The organism is Rummeliibacillus sp. POC4 (genome assembly GCF_003576525.1).
Taxonomy (GTDB): Bacteria; Bacillota; Bacilli; order Bacillales_A; family Planococcaceae; genus Rummeliibacillus.
In genome coordinates this window covers 1-18164 of record NZ_QWUA01000031.1, presented here as the reverse complement: position 1 = coordinate 18164, position 18164 = coordinate 1, and the positions used below count along the sequence as shown (strand labels likewise).

The 18164-nt window shown below is 33.2% G+C and carries 14 protein-coding genes; 12 read left to right on the top strand and 2 right to left on the bottom strand.

Annotation, left to right across the window (positions count from 1 at the left end; genetic code table 11):
• Positions 1–10: 10 nt before the first annotated feature.
• On the top strand, positions 11–1675 hold the full coding sequence (locus D1606_RS11085) for a glycoside hydrolase family 13 protein (protein WP_119416075.1): 1665 nt from the start codon (positions 11–13) through the stop codon (positions 1673–1675).
• 145 nt (positions 1676–1820) lie between these two features.
• Here D1606_RS11085 and D1606_RS11080 read toward each other — a convergent pair whose 3' ends face one another.
• A complete protein-coding gene (locus D1606_RS11080) occupies positions 1821–3101 on the bottom strand; it encodes a glucose-6-phosphate isomerase (protein WP_119416074.1) in 1281 nt (426 codons plus the stop codon).
• 336 nt (positions 3102–3437) lie between these two features.
• On the opposite strand from D1606_RS11080, the gene D1606_RS11075 reads away from it, so the two are divergent.
• From D1606_RS11075 to D1606_RS11065, 3 genes are all read left to right on the top strand, one after another.
• Positions 3438–4067 carry an HD domain-containing protein gene (locus D1606_RS11075; protein WP_119416073.1) on the top strand — a complete coding sequence of 210 codons (630 nt, stop codon included), beginning with the start codon at positions 3438–3440 and terminating at the stop codon, positions 4065–4067.
• Positions 4064–5953, top strand: coding sequence for an ABC-F family ATP-binding cassette domain-containing protein (locus D1606_RS11070; protein ID WP_119416072.1), 1890 nt, complete (start codon positions 4064–4066; stop codon positions 5951–5953). The genes D1606_RS11075 and D1606_RS11070 overlap by 4 nt, the downstream gene beginning before the upstream one ends.
• Positions 5954–6015: 62 nt before the next feature.
• Positions 6016–7137, top strand: a complete 1122-nt coding sequence (locus D1606_RS11065) for a conserved virulence factor C family protein (protein WP_119416071.1) — start codon at positions 6016–6018, stop codon at positions 7135–7137.
• Positions 7138–7229: 92 nt separating this feature from the next.
• On the opposite strand, the gene D1606_RS11060 is transcribed toward D1606_RS11065, so the two are convergent.
• Positions 7230–7424, bottom strand: coding sequence for a hypothetical protein (locus D1606_RS11060; RefSeq protein ID WP_119416070.1), 195 nt, complete (start codon positions 7422–7424; stop codon positions 7230–7232).
• Positions 7425–7714: 290 nt separating this feature from the next.
• On the opposite strand from D1606_RS11060, the gene D1606_RS11055 reads away from it, so the two are divergent.
• The 8 genes from D1606_RS11055 to D1606_RS11020 all read left to right on the top strand — a co-directional run bounded on the left by D1606_RS11055 (position 7715) and on the right by D1606_RS11020 (position 18014).
• Positions 7715–8278: a GNAT family N-acetyltransferase gene (locus D1606_RS11055; protein WP_119416069.1), complete on the top strand. Its 564-nt coding sequence runs from the start codon at positions 7715–7717 to the stop codon at positions 8276–8278.
• A 177-nt stretch (positions 8279–8455) separates the two neighbouring features.
• Positions 8456–9643: a hypothetical protein gene (locus D1606_RS11050; RefSeq protein ID WP_119416068.1), complete on the top strand. Its 1188-nt coding sequence runs from the start codon at positions 8456–8458 to the stop codon at positions 9641–9643.
• Between the two features lie 138 nt (positions 9644–9781).
• A complete protein-coding gene (locus D1606_RS11045; protein WP_119416067.1) occupies positions 9782–10354 on the top strand; it encodes a DJ-1/PfpI family protein in 573 nt (190 codons plus the stop codon).
• 216 nt (positions 10355–10570) lie between these two features.
• The gene (locus D1606_RS11040; protein WP_233548081.1) at positions 10571–12007 is read left to right on the top strand and encodes a hypothetical protein; all 1437 of its coding nucleotides are present in this window, start codon (positions 10571–10573) and stop codon (positions 12005–12007) included.
• Positions 11937–12623 carry a hypothetical protein gene (locus D1606_RS11035; protein WP_119416097.1) on the top strand — a complete coding sequence of 229 codons (687 nt, stop codon included), beginning with the start codon at positions 11937–11939 and terminating at the stop codon, positions 12621–12623. Before D1606_RS11040 ends, D1606_RS11035 begins: the two co-directional genes overlap by 71 nt.
• Positions 12620–15835 (top strand): coiled-coil domain-containing protein, encoded by a 3216-nt coding sequence (locus tag D1606_RS11030; RefSeq protein WP_119416066.1) that lies wholly within the window; start codon positions 12620–12622, stop codon positions 15833–15835. The genes D1606_RS11035 and D1606_RS11030 overlap by 4 nt, the downstream gene beginning before the upstream one ends.
• A 151-nt stretch (positions 15836–15986) precedes the next feature.
• Positions 15987–17126, top strand: coding sequence for a cation:proton antiporter (locus D1606_RS11025; protein ID WP_119416065.1), 1140 nt, complete (start codon positions 15987–15989; stop codon positions 17124–17126).
• A 159-nt stretch (positions 17127–17285) separates the two neighbouring features.
• Positions 17286–18014 carry a ZIP family metal transporter gene (locus D1606_RS11020; protein ID WP_158582361.1) on the top strand — a complete coding sequence of 243 codons (729 nt, stop codon included), beginning with the start codon at positions 17286–17288 and terminating at the stop codon, positions 18012–18014.
• Positions 18015–18164 lie beyond the last annotated feature (150 nt).

Here is an 18164-nt window from a genome sequence, read left to right as displayed (position 1 = left end):
GAGGTGACCTATGAAAAGAGCTTGGTGGAAAGAAGCGGTCGCTTATCAAGTATATCCGCGGAGTTTCCAAGATTCGAATAATGATGGCATAGGAGATTTAAGAGGGTTACTTTCAAGACTAGATTACTTACAAGATTTAGGTATAGATGTAATATGGATTTGTCCCGTTTATCAATCTCCAAATGATGATAATGGGTATGATATTAGTAGTTATGTAGATATTATGGAAGAGTACGGAACAATGGAAGACTTTAATAGGTTATTAGATGAAATCCATAAACGTAAGATGAAACTCATTATTGACCTTGTCATTAATCATACAAGCGATGAACATCCCTGGTTTATAGAGTCAAGATCTTCCAAACAAAATGACAAAAGAAATTGGTATATTTGGCGAGATTCAGTTAATGGAAAGGAGCCAAATAACTGGGAGAGTATTTTTGGTGGTTCTGCATGGGAATTCGATCAAAAGACAGAACAATATTATTTACACTTATTTTCTAAAAAACAACCTGACTTAAATTGGGAAAATGAAGATGTCCGACAATCATTGTATACAATGATTAAGTGGTGGCTAGATAGAGGAATCGATGGATTTAGAGTTGATGCGATTAGTCATATCAAAAAGGACACGACTTTCTCTAATATGCCAAATCCAACAAATCTACCTTATGTACCTGCATGGGAAAAATATATGAATGTCGAAGGGATTTTAACATTTCTAAATGAATTAAAGAAAGAAACATTTGCAAAATATGACATTATGACAGTAGCTGAAGCAAATGGAGTAGGTATTGATGAAATCCGTGAATGGGTAGATGAAAATGAAGGGAAATTCAATATGATTTTCCAATTTGAGCATCTCTCACTTTGGGATGCGAATGCTGAAATTCAATTAGATATTCCAGGATTAAAAAGAGTACTGACTAACTGGCAAAAGGCATTAGAAGGTAGTGGCTGGAATGCCTTATTTATAGAAAATCATGATATTGCTAGAAGTGTGTCCACTTGGGGGAATGATCAGGAATATTGGAAGGAAAGTGCTACTTCTATAGCCATTATGTATTTCTTTATGCAGGGAACACCGTTTATATACCAAGGTCAAGAGCTTGGTATGACCAATGTGAAATTTTCATCTATTGAAGAGTATGATGACGTGAAAGATAAAAACTTTTATGCTGAACGTATAGCGATGGGTGATACGCATGAGCAAGTGATGAATATCATTTGGTCATCCAGTCGCGATAACGCTCGTACTCCAATGCAATGGTCAGACAAAGCGAATGCAGGATTTACAGATGGAAAACCATGGATAGGTGTAAATCCAAACTATACCGAAATCAATGTCGAAAAACAGAAGGTAGATCCGAATTCAATCCTCAACTTTTACAAAGAAATGATTCGTTTGCGCAAGGAAAATGAGGTTTTTATATATGGTGAATACAATTTAGTATTGGGTGAACACAAACGTATTTTTGCATATACACGTACGCTCAATAATGAAAAAGTAATGATTGTAAGCAATTTATCACCACAAACAGTTAATACAGATGAAATCGACGGTATTATTTTTGAAAGAAAGAATCTATTGCTATCAAATAAAGAAGTAGAGAATCATGATCCATTAAAAGCCCTAAAATTAAAGCCTTATGAAGCTAGAATTTATCGAATATAAAATAAAACTCATTCATGACGTATTATTTTCATCAATGAGAAATAAAAAAGACGTATTGTCTAAGGACAATACGCCTTTTTATATGTTTTGTAATCCGTTGCCTTTCAGTTAACGCGGATACTAGAATATTAAAAGATCAGCAGACTTAATACACTGGCTTTTTTAACATTTTAAATATATTGGTTTTATATGCTTCTACACCAGGTTGGTCGAAAGGATTAATTTCAAGTAGATAAGCACTATATGCACAAGCCATCATATAAAAGTATAATAGATGACCAATATGCATTTCATCAATTTGGTCGATAGTAATCGTTATATGGGGAACCCCGCCATCTAAATGCGCATTGGCTGTAGCTTCATGGCATACTTTATTAAATGCATGCAAGGATAAGCCACTCAAATAGTTTAACTCATCACCATTATTGTTAGATTCTAAAATTGTTAAATCTTCATCTATATTCTTCACCATTAAAAATGTTTCAAATAAGTTTCTTTGCCCATCTTGAATATATTGCCCTAAAGAGTGTAAGTCTGTTGAGTATTGAACAGATGAAGGAAATATTCCTTTTTTATTTTTTCCTTCACTTTCACCAAATAATTGTTTCCACCATTCTTGTAGATATTTCAATCTTTCCTCAAATGACGCCATAATTTCAATTAAATAGCCATTATCATGCAAGCGCTTGCGCAAAACTGCATACTGAATAGCAGGATTATTATACATGTCAAAGTGACCGAATTGTTCTTCTGCTTTTTTGGCCCCTGCAATAAGCTCAATGATATTGAATCCAGCTGCTGCAATTGGCAATAATCCAACGGCAGTAAAAACAGAATAACGACCACCTATATCATTAGGAACAACAAAACGTTTATAACCTTGCTCAATGGCAAGTGAACGGAGAGCGCCTTTTTCCTGATCTGTTGTTACGATAATTCGTGATGCCGCTGATGACCCATAACGATTTTCCATATACTGACGTAAAAATCGAAACGCAATAGCAGGTTCAGTTGTCGTTCCGGATTTTGAAATAACATTAACTGTTACTTCTTTGCCATCAATGTACTTCAATAATTTTTTTAAGTAACTACCATTGACAGAATGACCGGCAAATATGACTTCTAAGCTATCATTCTTTTCAAATGGAATAGATAGAGCTTCAATGACTGCTTTGGAACCGAGATAGGAGCCTCCAATACCAATTACGATTAAGACATCAGAAGTGGAACGGATATGATTAGCAGTAGTTTTAATTTCTTCTAATAATTCTTGACTTATAGAACTTGGCCAATTTAGCCAACCTAAATAATCTGAACCAAAAGCTGTCTTGGATTTCATGTCGGTATAAATTGTTTCTAATCTTTTTTCAAGTTCTGGTGAAAGAAGTTGTGTATAATCATCTGAAAAACCGATTGTAATATCCATTGAATCCCCCTTTTTAGAAAAATCCTTCTAATGTTATTTTACCATTATTGGCAAAAAAGTCACTATCTATTATTTAGAAAAAAACATCAATATGTAGAAAAAAAACAATTTTAAAAGAATAATATGCATTTTATACATTTTAAATTTTAGCGAGGAGTTTAAGTTAAAATGACAGAAAATGGGAATGATAAACCAAATTCTTATAATTGGCCGTTAAAGAATTCCATCCCTTATAAAGTTTCTCTTAAAATGATTGGATAAAATGATCTGTAAAATAACTATGATACGTGAAATACCGTTATAATAATATCATTGGGCAAAAAAGGAGTTTTTTAGATGAACAAAGTGAAACAATGTGAACAACTTGTAAAATCTATTTATGATCAATTTGACGCAAGTCATGATTATCAACATATTGAACGAGTAATGATGAATGCAAAAACAATTTTAGAAACAGAGCCAACAGCAAATGGAGAATTAGTTCAATTAGCTGTGCTTTTACATGATGTAAGTGATCCTAAGTATACAACTGGTAAAGAAAACGAATCGACCATTCTAAACCAACTTGATTTAAAACAAGATGAAATTCAAAAAATACAAGAAATCATTGCCTCTGTATCTTTTAGAGGAGGAAACGAACTGGAAGCTAAATCTATTGAAGCGAAAATTGTTCGCGATGCAGATCGACTAGATGCTATCGGTGCGGTAGGGATTGCGAGAACATTTGCTTATGGTGGTGCCAAAGGAAGAAAGTTGTATGATGAAAAGGAAGAAGTTCGAGTTCAAATGACGGAGGCAGAATACCGTAAAAAAGAAACAGCTTCTGTAACTCATTTTTATGAAAAGCTATTATTACTAAAAGATTTAATGACCACAACAAAGGGTAAGCAAATGGCTGAAGCTCGCCATCAATTTATGGTAGACTTTTTACAACAATTGAAGTTAGAAAGAGAAGGGAAACTATGAGTCATTTAATCGTTTCGAATTGCACAAAAACTGTTGGCGATAAAACGCTATTTGAAAATATCGAATTTACAATTGTAGAAGGGGAGAGAGCAGGGTTAATCGGGATTAATGGTACAGGAAAATCTACATTAATGTCCATTTTAGCAGGAGAGTTGGAAGCAGATTCACTTGATTTAGACCATCCAAACAAATACCGAATAGCATATCTTCCACAAAATCCGGTTTTCGAACCTGGTGAAACAGTACTACAGGCCGTATTCGCAGGAGACTCACCAATATTACGTTTAAATCGCCAGTATGAAGAAACTGTAGCATTGCTAAGTAGTCAACCAGAGTCTGTAACTTTGCAAGATCAGCTTTTTCGATTACAACAACAAATGGATCAACTACATGCTTGGGATGTCAATGCTCTGGCCAAAACGGCTTTAACAAAGCTAGGTATTGAAACATTTGAAGAACAAGTTGTTAATCTCTCAGGTGGACAGCAAAAACGTGTTGCTTTAGCAAAGGTTTTAATTGAGCCAGCAGATTTATATTTATTAGATGAACCTACCAACCATTTAGATGTACAATCGACAGAATGGCTTCAAGAAATGGTATTACGATTAAAAGGAGCAGTTATTTTTATCACACATGATCGCTACTTCCTTGATGCAGTTTCTACCCATATCTATGAACTAGCAAATCAAACATTGTACAAGCATAATGGTAACTATGCAGCATATCTGGAAGCTAAAGCGATTCGAGAAGAAATGGCAGTAGCAACAATGGCGAAAATGAGAAATCGATATCGTTCTGAACTTAAATGGATTCGTCGTGGTGCACAAGCAAGATCAACAAAACAAAAAGCGCGTATTCAACGTTTTGAAGACCTTGAAGAAAATCTAGAACATAAAACAGATGATACAAATTTAGAACTAGGCTTAGCCACTTCTCGATTAGGCAAAAAAGTTATTGAAGCAAAGGATATTTCCAAGGGATATCAAGATAAGCACCTTATCAAGAACTTCTCTTTTCTATTACAGCAAGGTGATCGAATTGGTATTATTGGTGCAAATGGAGCAGGGAAAAGTACATTATTGAATATACTAGCTGGAGATATCCAACCTGATGAAGGAATAATTGATGTAGGTTCGACTGTTCGTATAGCACATTTCACGCAACATCTTCCGGATATGAATACAAACCAGAGAATGATTGAGTATATACGTGAAACAGCAAATGATATTGAAGATGCTACAGGTGAACATCACTCAGCAGCAAATATGTTAGAACGATTTTTATTTCCGCTACATACTCATGGAACACCTATTGGTAAATTATCTGGTGGAGAAAGAAAACGTTTATATCTTTTGAAATTATTAATGGAACAACCAAATGTTTTATTATTAGACGAACCGACAAATGACTTAGATATTGAAACACTTTCTGTATTGGAAGATTTCATCGAACAATTCCAAGGTGTTGTTGTCACTATTTCTCATGATCGTTTCTTCCTCGACCGAATTGCTAAAAAGTTATGGGTGTTAAATGGACATGGTGGTGTTGAAGAAAGCCTGGACATTTATAGTGATTATCTTGCGAATCATGAACAAACTCAACCTGTATCTACTGTTAAACAAGAAAAAGTAGAAAAAACTATTGAAAAAAAGATGAAACCACAAAAGAAAAAATTATCATTTAAAGAGAAAAAAGAATGGGAAACAATTGAAGCTGATATTGCGAAAGTAGAGGAAGCAATTATGATTGCTGAAGAAGGTATTGCTGGAGCAGGATCTGATTTCACTTTACTACAAAATTTGACTTCCGAATTAGAAGAACTCAATGCAAAATATGAACATCTTATCGAACGTTGGGAATATTTACAAGATATTGTAAATGGGTAAAGCTTTTCTTCTACAATCTCATTTCACAAATTTAGCGATAAATATTAAAAGGGGAAAATTAGATGAAAATTGTTGCAATTGAACCGACTCCAAGTCCAAATACGATGAAGGTAATCCTTGACCAAGAATTACCTTTTGGTACTGCCAATAATTATAATGATAAAAACAAACAAGATGCTCCAAAAGAAATTCAAGAAATTCTTTCCATTGAGGGTGTGAAAGGTGTATATCATGTTGCAGATTTTTTAGCAGTTGAACGCATTTCAAAATATGATTGGGAAAATATTTTAGCAGCTGTTCGTAATGCTTTTGGAGAACAACATGAAGCCTCAGTTGGTGAACAAATAGATGAGCATTATGGCGAAGTTTATGTGCATGTTCAAATGTTCAAAGGTATTCCGCTCCAAGTGAAAATTTTCGATAGCATATCTGAACAACGTTTTGGATTAGAAAAGCGTTTTATAGATGCATTTAACAAAGCTATGCAAGGTGATGAAAACTATATATTACAACGTAAATGGGTAGATTATGGTGTTCGATATGGAGATAAAGAAGAAATTGGAAAGAGTATCGTGGATGAGTTAGAAGCTGCGTATCCAGAAAGTCGATTAGCAGAATTGATAACAGCTAACAACGAGAAAAAGACAGTAGTTGAACAACGTAAACGAAAAGTGAATATAGAAGAATTCGAAAAAGAGGATTGGGAAAAACGTTTCCAATTACTCGATCAAATGGCTGACCCGGAAGTTAGTGATTTACCATTGTTAGAAAAGGCATTAGAAGATGAGAAAATGTCAATTCGTCGTCTTGCAACAGTATATCTTGGAATGATTGAAGATAAAAAAGTTGTACCAAGTTTAGTTCGAGCATTACAAGATAGAAGCGCATCCGTTCGTCGTACTGCTGGTGATTGCATAAGTGACTTAGGATTTGAAGAGTTTGAACCAGCGATGATGGAAGCTCTCAAAGATCGTAACAAACTAGTTCGTTGGAGAGCGGCTATGTTCTTGTATGAAACAGGTACTGAGGCATCTTTGAAAGCTTTAGAGGAAGCAAGTAGTGATTCAGAGTTTGAAGTTAAATTACAAGTGAAGATGGCAATTGCCCGTATTTCTCAAGGCAAAGAAGCAATGGGATCTGTTTGGAAACAAATGACAGAAGCACGTGCTAAAGAAAAAGAGTAATTTATAGAAATCCATATATTATGAACGGGCAACTGATAGTTATTATAATTTTAGTTGCTCGTTCATTATTTTAATAGATATTGCTTTAAAATTTAGAAACGGACGTTGTAATTTTTTTGACGTCTATTTTTTGTTGTAATCATAGTATAGCTTGTGTAAAAAGAAGATACGCTTAATATTCCTAATAACCATCGAATGCCGAGACTATAAATTGGTGCGAAAATTCCAGAAACTAATAATATTAATCCTAAAACAGAAAGAAAAACTCCAGTATTTATGTCCTTCATATAAGTCATCTCCTTATGCTTTGGTAAAACTATTATTTCTATACTTATAACTCAAACCCTCTTTTTTATCTGAATTTTCCCAAAATAATATAATTTTATAGTGATTTAAATTCTATGTTTATGATGCCCGTAAAGAATATTCATATAATTTTATAGAAATAATTTGAAAATGTGTCTATTTTATGTCTATAATTATAGCAATCTTATTTAATATGGTTGCAATATTCGAACAACGTAGGATCGAAATACAAGCAACCTTGGAGGAAGTAGTACTTCAGGGAGGTTTTTAAATGGTATGTATTCGTTTAGTTCCACATGATGTAAGCTATGCTGAAGAAATTTCTAAATTGACGAGTGTCTCGGATGTGCGAAATGCTCTTGGTATGACAAATGTACAATGTTCTGTTCCTGGTACAAGAGATTTTATAAGACTGATGCAATTAGAGGAAAAGTTAGGACATCATATTTCCCGTGTGATTCTTGACGAGGGGAATAATATTATTGGTGTTATTTCATTAAAAAACATAGACGAAATGCAAAAGTCATGTCACGTTGGTACGTGGCTGGGGCGCGAATATTGGGGGAAAGGATACAATGAAATTGCTAAAATAGAAATACTTAAAATAGCATTTGAGAAATTGCACTTAAATTATGTTTTTGCTGGGGCTCGACTTGAAAATATTCGTTCACAAAAAGCTCAAGCAAAATTACCGTACATGACGCTTAATGTTGAACAACAATTCCACTATGAATGGAAAAAACTCGAATGGTTAGAACAGACCCCATGTGTACTAAACATGGTTAGGAAGGAAGATTTTTTAAATTGGTATTATCAAGATATAGCTGTTAGTTAAGCCGATTCGAACAAGTGGAATCGGCTTTTTAAATTAATTTATTACGGAAATGATTTTTAAAACTATTCAAAATTTTTCCTGGATTATGGTAATATAGAAACATATTTGGAATATTAAGAGATGAAGGTATTTACTTTCATTAAATTATACAAAATGTGTAGAATGCTTGGAGGAATCATGAAATACAAAAAACAGATTATGTTAGTTTCATTTATTATATTTATAATTATTGGAACTTTCGCGTTTGAAGGCTTAAAAAAAACATCAAAAACAAATGGAGTAGAGCTATCATTTTCAGAGTTGACACAACCAAATTTTTTGAATCAGCAACTAGCGGTTCTATATGCATCATCTACTACAGATGTGTTACAAAAAGGAAAAGGAAATAGCAAAGCGATATTTATCAATCAAAAAGGAGAATTGCATGCATTAAAACTGTCCGGTTTGGAAAGTGGAAGTACATATTTTAATAAAAAAGTTCTTTTCATTGAGGATTCTAAAAAGGTAATAATGCTAGGGAATTCAGTGGAAAATTATGATATGCTTACAGAAGAATTAAGAGGAATTAGAACCGGATATCTATCTAAAACGAGACAGTTTTATAGCTTATATAATACTGGGTTCAGTAAAAAGGATGATTATATAACGACTATTCGTTACGGCGGAGAGGAAAAAATTCAATCAGCACATATTCCTTTTTTTATATCAACTGTCGGGCAATTATCCGATCGCCTCATTATTGTCACTCAAGATTTAATAACAGGGGAGTTCGCTTTGCGACAAGTACAATTGAAGTCTAAAGTATTGACTAAAAAGCTAATTGATTTGCACTTGGAAAATGCGGGAGAATTAGATGCTATTACACCAGTAGTAGCAGATAATCATAACTTATATTTTGTTATGACACATTATCAATCTGAAAAAAGTGAGGATTTAAATTTAGTTATCGTTAATCGTAGTACGAAAAAAGTAAAGACAATCCCATTCATACAATATCGATCCGAGGATGAAGTTGAGAACGGTCTACCATTTAACTTTAACAATTCAGCTTACATAAAAAATGGCCATTTCTTTTATGTAAACGGTTTAGGTGAAGTTTACGATTATCAAGTTACTTCAGGAGATATTAAGAAAATTGTACAACTTAGCCGTGAAGAGAAAGGAAATAGTCGGCTAGAACAAATAACTTTTAAAAACAATAAAATTTATCATATATATTCAAATGAAGACCAACAATTTTTCCTCGAAACATTTGATTTGTTTTCAAGGGTAAAGGAAAAGACTATAGAAATTAAACATTTAAAATCTATTTTACCGATGGATGATCAGAATTACTATTTATCGAGTTTAGAAATACTACAATAGGTGTGATCCCCCCTAACTATTTTAAAGATAGGGGGGATTTTTTCTTTTAGACATATATTAACGGTATTTTAGTAAAGGTTTTCTAAATCATATGTCGAATTATAATTACGTATGATACTTTGATGGAGGGATGATGAGATGACGAAGAAGATCTTGATATTAACAGGAGATGCAGTTGAGGCATTAGAAGTATATTACCCATATTATCGTTGTTTAGAAGAAGGATTTGATGTAACAATTGCTGCTCCAAGCGTTAAAAAAATTCAAACGGTTGTCCATGATTTTATAGATGGTGTTGATACTTATACTGAAAAGCCTGGTTATGGCTTACAAGCAAACGCTAGTTTTGAAGAGATAAAACCGGAGAAATATGATGGTTTGATCATTCCTGGTGGGCGTGCTCCAGAATATATTCGGTTAAATGAGCATATTCCAGGTATTGTAGCCCATTTCTTTGAAGCAAATAAACCAATCGCTGCAGTTTGTCATGCGGCTCAAATTTTTGCAGTTATACCTGAGGTGATTAAAGGAAGAGAGCTTACCGCATATATAGCTTGCAAACCTGAAGTACAAGTTGCTGGTGGCACATACATCGATGAAACGCTTCATAAAGATGGCAATTTAATAAGTGGTCACGCTTGGCCAGATTTGCCAGGATTGATGAAAGAATTTTTGGTGAAACTACAAGAAGAATCTGTAAAGCTTTCTTAATTTTAAATAGTGAAAGTAAAAACAAGGATGCCATATCAATCGGCATTCTTGTTTTTATTTGCTGAATGATAGGATTTTAACCATTTAATAGAGAAATAGATAATAAAGTATCAATTTATGGGTTCTACTACACTTAATAAATTTATGTATTTTTATACATAGTTGAATTTTTTTAATGATAATTTTTAGAAAATTATAAATATGGGGTGTTCCTTCATGGAAAAAATCGACCAATCATTAGATAAAATACCGATTTCAATATTCGATAATACTGTTCAGCAAGTACATTTAAGGAAAACAATGCGTGATATAGTGTCACTTTCAGGGGTTTTAAATGACTTGCATTCACAACAAATCTATCAAACTCCGATTGAAATTCTTCGTTTCTTAAAAATCCTTAAATTATTAAATGAAGAAGCTTTAGGTTTAACTCGAACAATTGAAACAGAGGAAGAATTATTTTATCGCTATATCCACTATTTTCATGACGGAGAACCTCCATCTTTGGAAAAGGTAATTCAAATTTGCAATACTTTAGCAAAGCATAACTGGATATCTAAGCAGAAGAAAAAGTTAAAGCTGCTTGATAGAGGTAAGCGAATGATTGACATGCTCATAAGAATGGCAAATGATTCTCTGGCCTATCATATGCAAGATGATCTTTTTCGACCATTATTCCAAGCAATCCGTGATGCAGAGTTAAGTGAAGCCTATGATGATTGTGGCATTTCAGGTGAACACAAAATTGCTTCTATGATTAGAAATGTCGAAGTAGCGATCGAACAAATTGAATTACATCAATTAGAGTTATTAGCGGAAAAAAATGCATTACCGAGGATTGAAAAATTGTATTCTTTAATGCGAGAAATAGATGACAAGATGAATGCGCGTTTAAAACAATGTAAGTCAGTTGATGAAGCTATGCAATCTTTAATGAAAAGAGGAGCAGCTGCTTTTACAAAAGGAACAGATTTGAGTTTAGGACTTTTAAACAAATACAATCGTTTTGTTATGATGAAAAATTCACCTATAACGACCAGTATTTCTCCAGAAAAGGTACGGCAATTCATCGTCAATATGTATGAGCCTCCTGTAGATTCAAATATTCCAAATGGACATGAAATTTTTAGCTTTATGGAACAACAAGAATATGATGATGAAGGAATTGATGGACTGTGGATACCTATCAAATTTACATCTCCAATTAGTAGACTAGATATTGAAGAGGGAATTGATTATTTAGAAAACTATGAACCCCAAGCAAATGTGGAAGATATTGAAAAAGTGCCTATCCAGTATGTAGAAGAAATAATTGAAAAAGCCAATGCTCGCGATATATTTTCTGAAGTTTCATGGCAAATGACCAAATCAGATATTAAAACGGAAGAAGTAGAAGAATTTCTGGAAGGAAAAAAGGATGTTGAATTGGAACAGCTAATTGTTCAATCAGGTTCCAATAATTGGGGAGACAGTATTCGAACATTACTAGCGGTATCAGCTTTAATAGGAAATCAGAATGTAGAGGAAAATCGTAAGGAAGATGTACAAACCATCGAAAAAGAGTGGGAGTGGAGCAATGATGATGATAGAAAATATAGTATACGACAACGAACAGCAAAACCTAAATCCTTTGATGGTGATGCAGAATCTTAAAGCTTTTTTATCTACAGAAGAAGAATTAGTCTTCATGCAATTACTCTTCTCTTCTTCATCAGCAATCAAAGGACAGAATTATGGGCTAAAACGAAAAGAAGTAGAAAAACTGTTGAATATTAAAAATGATGAACAGGCATTTTATTCTTATATTAATCGATTGAATCAGGCAATCGCAAGATATTTTAAAGTAATCTACGATGAAAAACGGGATCAACTAATTGTGATGATGAGAGTCCCAGCAAAACAAGCAAAATCGACATTAAACAAAGAAGCATTAGCGATATTATTATACATGTTCTATCAGCAAGAAGTATTGAATCATGAATATACATTGTTACAGCAATTGCTAATGGATTTTGGACATGAAATGCAGCATGCAAGTAGAAAATTACAAAATAATATTGAGATATTAAAGAAAATCGGTGCCGTAGAAGATATTAAACTTTCCCAATCGGAGCAAGCATACAAGATAACTGCGATTGGCGCACATATGTTTTCAAATTCTTTTCTAAGAAGAATGACTGAATTTGCTCAATCGGCACAGTTAAGTAAGGAAGAAGTTGTGAAATTTTTTAAACGCCATAATTTGTATAGGCAGGAGGAAGAACTATGATTCCATATAGCTTACAATTTAGTGGTATTCGAGACTATAAACCAGTGAAACTAACATTTGGAGAAGATGGTGAACATATTTTAATATCAGGGCCAAACGGAGCAGGAAAATCAACAATCACCTTTGCTATTGGAGCAGTTTTGTATTCCGCAAAAGTTGATATTGAAGGTTTACGCTCAGCCAATTTACGCTCTGGTCAAACATGGAATGCCGAAGTGTTCTTAACTTTTCATAATACAGGCGTTTCCAAAATTGATGGCGCTCCTTTTATCGCTTTTCAGCTATTGATTAAAAAAGAACCAAATGAGGTTATTCAACGACAATTTAAGATTTATACAGGAGATTCACCAGATGATTTAAAACAAATTGCAACATATCGTTCAGGTGACCATTTTTCGAATCTTTCGATGTATCGAGATGATTTAATATACAAATATAAAATTCATCCGGATATGTTCTACTTAATTTGGTATCAAAAAGAGGTCAATCAATTCGCTACTATGACACCAGAAGAACGCTTCCGACGTTTTAGCGAAATGTATCATATTGAAGAAATTCAAAAGGAATGGGAAATTAGTGTTGAACATTTAAAAGATTTAGAAGCAGAATTACAAGTTACAAAAAGTAATATCAAGATGATTGAAACGCAGATGAAAATTGCCTACGAAGCATACAATCGTTTCAAAAATAATGAAAGAAGTCTACGTATACATGGGAAAAATCATGTTTGGTTGACTTTAAGCATAAAAGCAAAATTGGAACAAGAACTTAAAAATTTGGAGCTCGAATTCCAAAAGACACAACAACAATTACAAGGATTACAAAATAAGAGTACAGTCATTCTTAATCAAATATCCGAATTAAAAGAACGGAAAAAACAAAAGGAACAACAAAGTCATCAATTAGATAAAGCTATTCGCCAACTAAAACATAAAGAACTAACATTGCACAACCAACACGTTCGATTAAAAGCAGAAATTGAGCATCTCAATAAAAAGCTTGAAAATACCCAAGAACTTCGAAAAAAGATCCAATATAGTGAGGAAGATGCAAGAAAACTTGTAGTTGAAAATACAGTAAAAATGGAAGAATTAAAAAAAGAACTTGAACTATACAAATATAAGATTATAGAAAATTCTAGAAGAATAGAAGAATGGCAATATAAAAAGATAAAAGAAGAATTTGCACTAAATAAGATCATTGCTCAAGAAGATGACTTCAAAAAGCTGTTGTCTATATATACGAGCAGTTATCATGTTGAAAAAAGCTTACAACAAAATAAGCAGGCGTATAATCACCTTGCAAAAAAAATTCCTTTAGCAGAAGAAAAATGCGGACAATTAAAATTAGAAATTACCATGTTACAACAAAACAAGATTATGTCCATCCGCCAAAAAGAGGCAATCCAACATCTAAAAAAGCAAGGAATTCAAGCATATACACTACGCGATTTTGTGGAACTAGAAGCAAGTGCAACGTTCAAGGATGAAAAACGAATAGATCCGATTAAGTATACAATTTTTTATAAAGCCCGTTCATGCGAACCAGCCAATGACCTTTATCATGTGGCATTGTCAGGCATTGTACCGACAAAATTTTTGAATCATTTACCCCAGCTAAAATTAAAAATTAGAGAACAACTATCCGAAGAACAAATAATTTTAGCAACCAAAGTATTGTTTTGGATTGAGCAATTCTTTGAAAAGCAACCAAGACTTGAACAAGGGGTATTAATGGATGAACGAGGAATACGAGGACCACAAGAAAAAGATAGTTTTATATTAAGTAGTCAGGCAGTAGAAAAACGTTTAATACAATTGCAAACAGACCTTTCTGATACTGAAAAACAACTTCAAGAAGATATCCAATCTAATGCTGAATATGAACAGCAAATAAATAGTTTACAAAGTGTGATAAAAGATGTAAAAAAGGCGGAAGCATTTTTATTAGAAATGGATAAAAAGAGCGAGCATACAAAGCTTATCCAACAATTACAAGAAAAAATCTCAGATGTACAACAAGAAAATTTAAATCTTCAAGAACAGTTAATAGAGATCCAAGCACAACAGGCAATGGAACAACTGCAAAAGCAAGTACTGCAAGAACAACTTGAAGTTTATAAAAAATTGGGAGAATTAAAAGCAGAACAACAAAAATTATTGCAATATGAGAAAGAAGAAAAACAACTCATTCACAATATAAGAGACAATGAAAAGACAAAAAGAGAGAAACAACTTCGATTTGACGATATCCAGGATTTACTGAATACTTTATCGCGTAATATTGGGCGATTGGTAAATGACAAAGAAAATAATGAACATGCTATCCAACATATTGATAAAAAACAAATGGAAATTAATGATCAAATACTAACAATCAAAGCAGAAATAACAAGAAATGAAATAATCCTAAAGGATTTAGAAATAGTCATTCCCGAATTATTTGAAGAGGCACTTCAGGAACAAGTTGTTCAAGATGAATCAATGTCGAGCTTACTATCGCAAAATGAACAATCAAAAATTGCCTTTGAAACAGCTAGAAATGCAGGAGTAGATCCACATGCTGAAGAAAATTATAAAATACGTAAATCAGAATATGATAAAAAACAACTCGATATTTGGAAGATTGAAGAACGTTTAGATAAAGTTAAAGATCTTGTTTTAGAAAATGATGATAAATTAGAAACAACGATTAATACGCACGTATTAAAACTTAATAAGCGATTTCAACAATATATGGGGCAATTTAACTTTGAAAGTGAAATTTCATGGGAACGCTTTGAAAATCACCGTGGACAAGTAATCTTCAAGTTATATGTAAAAGTACACAAAGATGGGCATGGTAGCAAATTAGAAGATGTAAGTATAAAAGCAAGAAACGGTAAACATGGGCGAGGAGTATCTGGAGGAGAAGAGTCACTAAGCTCTCTCTTATTTGCACTTGCTTTACTACAGCATTTAGAAACGACACCCGGTTACATTATTTTAGATGAATTCGATAGTGCATTAGATGAAATTCGCAAAGAAAAAGTATTTGAATTATATGCAACCGAACTGAATCGTAAGCTAATTATCTTATCCCCGAAAGCCCATGATGATCAGTACTATGCAAAGTATAGTAAAGTCTTTATCGTCCAACACGATCCAACAAAAGTAGAAAGCACGATTAAAGGTATTCAGATGAAGAATAAGAAAGAGACCTTAGAAATATAATTCAATTAATCTCTCACTAGTTTTTTATTTTACAAAGATTAAATTGTCCTGTATGATAAATGTAAATCAAATAGTTAAACGTAACACATGGTGGAGTCAGTCAACCTGGCCCCACCATGTGTTTTTTTATTTCAAAAAAGGGGGAAATGATTTGTTTATTCTTCAAATTGTAATTATTTTATTGGCCACAAAATTAGCTGGTCACTTAAGTGTTAGGCTTGGTCAGCCATCCGTATTAGGGAAGATTATGATTGGTATCATTTTAGGCCCTGCTTTATTGAATTGGGTACATGATACAGAAATATTACATACTTTTAGTGAAATAGGTGTTCTGTTATTAATGTTTTTAGCGGGGCTTGAAACAAATTTGAATGATTTAAATCGCAATAAAAAGGCAGCACTACTTGTTGCCGTTGGAGGAATTATTGCTCCAGTTGGGCTGGGGTACTTAGGAGCACACTATTATGGCCTTTCTACAGCTGAAGCAATCTTCATCGGGTTGCTACTAGCTGCTACTTCTGTTAGCATTTCAGTTCAAACTTTACGTGAATTAGGTTGGTTGAATAGTAAAGAAGGAGCAACATTACTCGGTGCAGCTGTATTAGATGATATTATCGTTGTAGTTTTATTAGCAATTGCGATGAGTTTCTTTGCTGGTTCTGATGTAAGCATTGCTTTACTAATCGGAAAGAAAATATTATTCTTTGTGGTTCTAATACTGGCATCAAAATGGTTAGTTCCATATTTTTTAAGACTATTTTCTAAAGTAAGAGTAACAGAGCCGTTATTAAGTGGTGCTTTAATCATTTGCTTTGGATTTGCATATTTTGGGGAGATTCTTGGTATTGCAGGAATTATAGGATCATTTTTTGCAGGAATTGCGATAGCACAAACAACATTTAAGAAAGAAATCGAAGAAAAGGTTGAACCAATTGCTAATGGTATTTTTGTTCCATTCTTCTTTGTAAGTATTGGTTTGGCCGTGACCTTTGAAGGTATAAGCAACCAAATTGGCCTGATTGTAGTGTTCTCTTTAATCGCACTACTTTCAAAATTTATCGGTTCTGGTTTGGGGGCAAAATTATCAGGATTCAACTTGCGCTCGTCAATGGGGGTTGGTGCAGGGATGATTTCCCGTGGAGAAGTTGCTCTAATTATTGCTGCTATGGGACTAGATAGCAAACTATTACCAATAGAATATTATACCCCGATGATTATAGTTGTTGTGATTACAACATTAGCAACACCACCTCTATTGAAGTTGATATTTGGAAAAGGAGTAACAGAATAAATGGATTAAGTGGATGGACATAGTTATTGATATGATCTATCCACTTTTTTGATTTTAAAAGCAATGAAACAGTTTTTGACTATAATTTGCTATGTAAATAACTGAATAATTTTTATGCGAATCCCATATATCATTATAAGTAGAATTTGGGGTGAGCAAATGTTGTCGATAGGAATTGTTGGCTTTTTAGCTACAGCAATAGGGATTGGTCTGGGAGGTATTATTGCATTATTTTTGAAGGGTATACAGCAAAAAACACCAACCATTAATGCTTTATGTACAGGCTTAATATTGGGACTAGTTTGTTTGGAGATTGCTCCTGAAAGTATTGAGCTTGGTGGGCTGCTGATTTTTACAATAGGCTCTATAATCGGCATTTTAAGTTTTGTGAAAATACATGAACTTTCACATAGACTGATACCTTCTACAGTAAATCCTCAAAAGGGAAAGTTAATACAAACAGGATTGTTATTAGCCATCAGCATTACCATTCATAATCTTCCACTAGGAATTGCTTTTGGTTCAAGTCAACATTCTGAAATAAGTAAACCGTTATTGCAAATGCTTATTTTACATAACATACCTGAAGGGATAGCAATGTTTGTTCCGTTATTTCTTGCAGGTCTTAGATTTAAAACTTTCCTCTTCATCATCTGTTTTGTATCTTTACCTGTAGCAATAGGTGCAATAATAGGGAATTTCATTGGTATGCAATATCCCTTACTATGGTCATTTATTATTAGTATTGCGTTAGGCATCATTGTTGTCGTTACCATGAAAGAAATCTTTATGGAAGCGGTCAAGCATTCATCTTTTAGCTATGCTATCTCATTGTTTATCATCGGTATTTTGGCTATTTGGATGTATATTAAATTTATCTCTCATTAACCATTTGCTTAAAATCTTCGAAAATAGTTGTACAGTCGTACTTAAAACTAAAAATACAATTTGTAAAAGATGATATCAAATGAATGACTTATTAATAGAATAAAAGTAAAATATAGTTAAATATAAAATAGCTTTCTATTAATCCTAAAA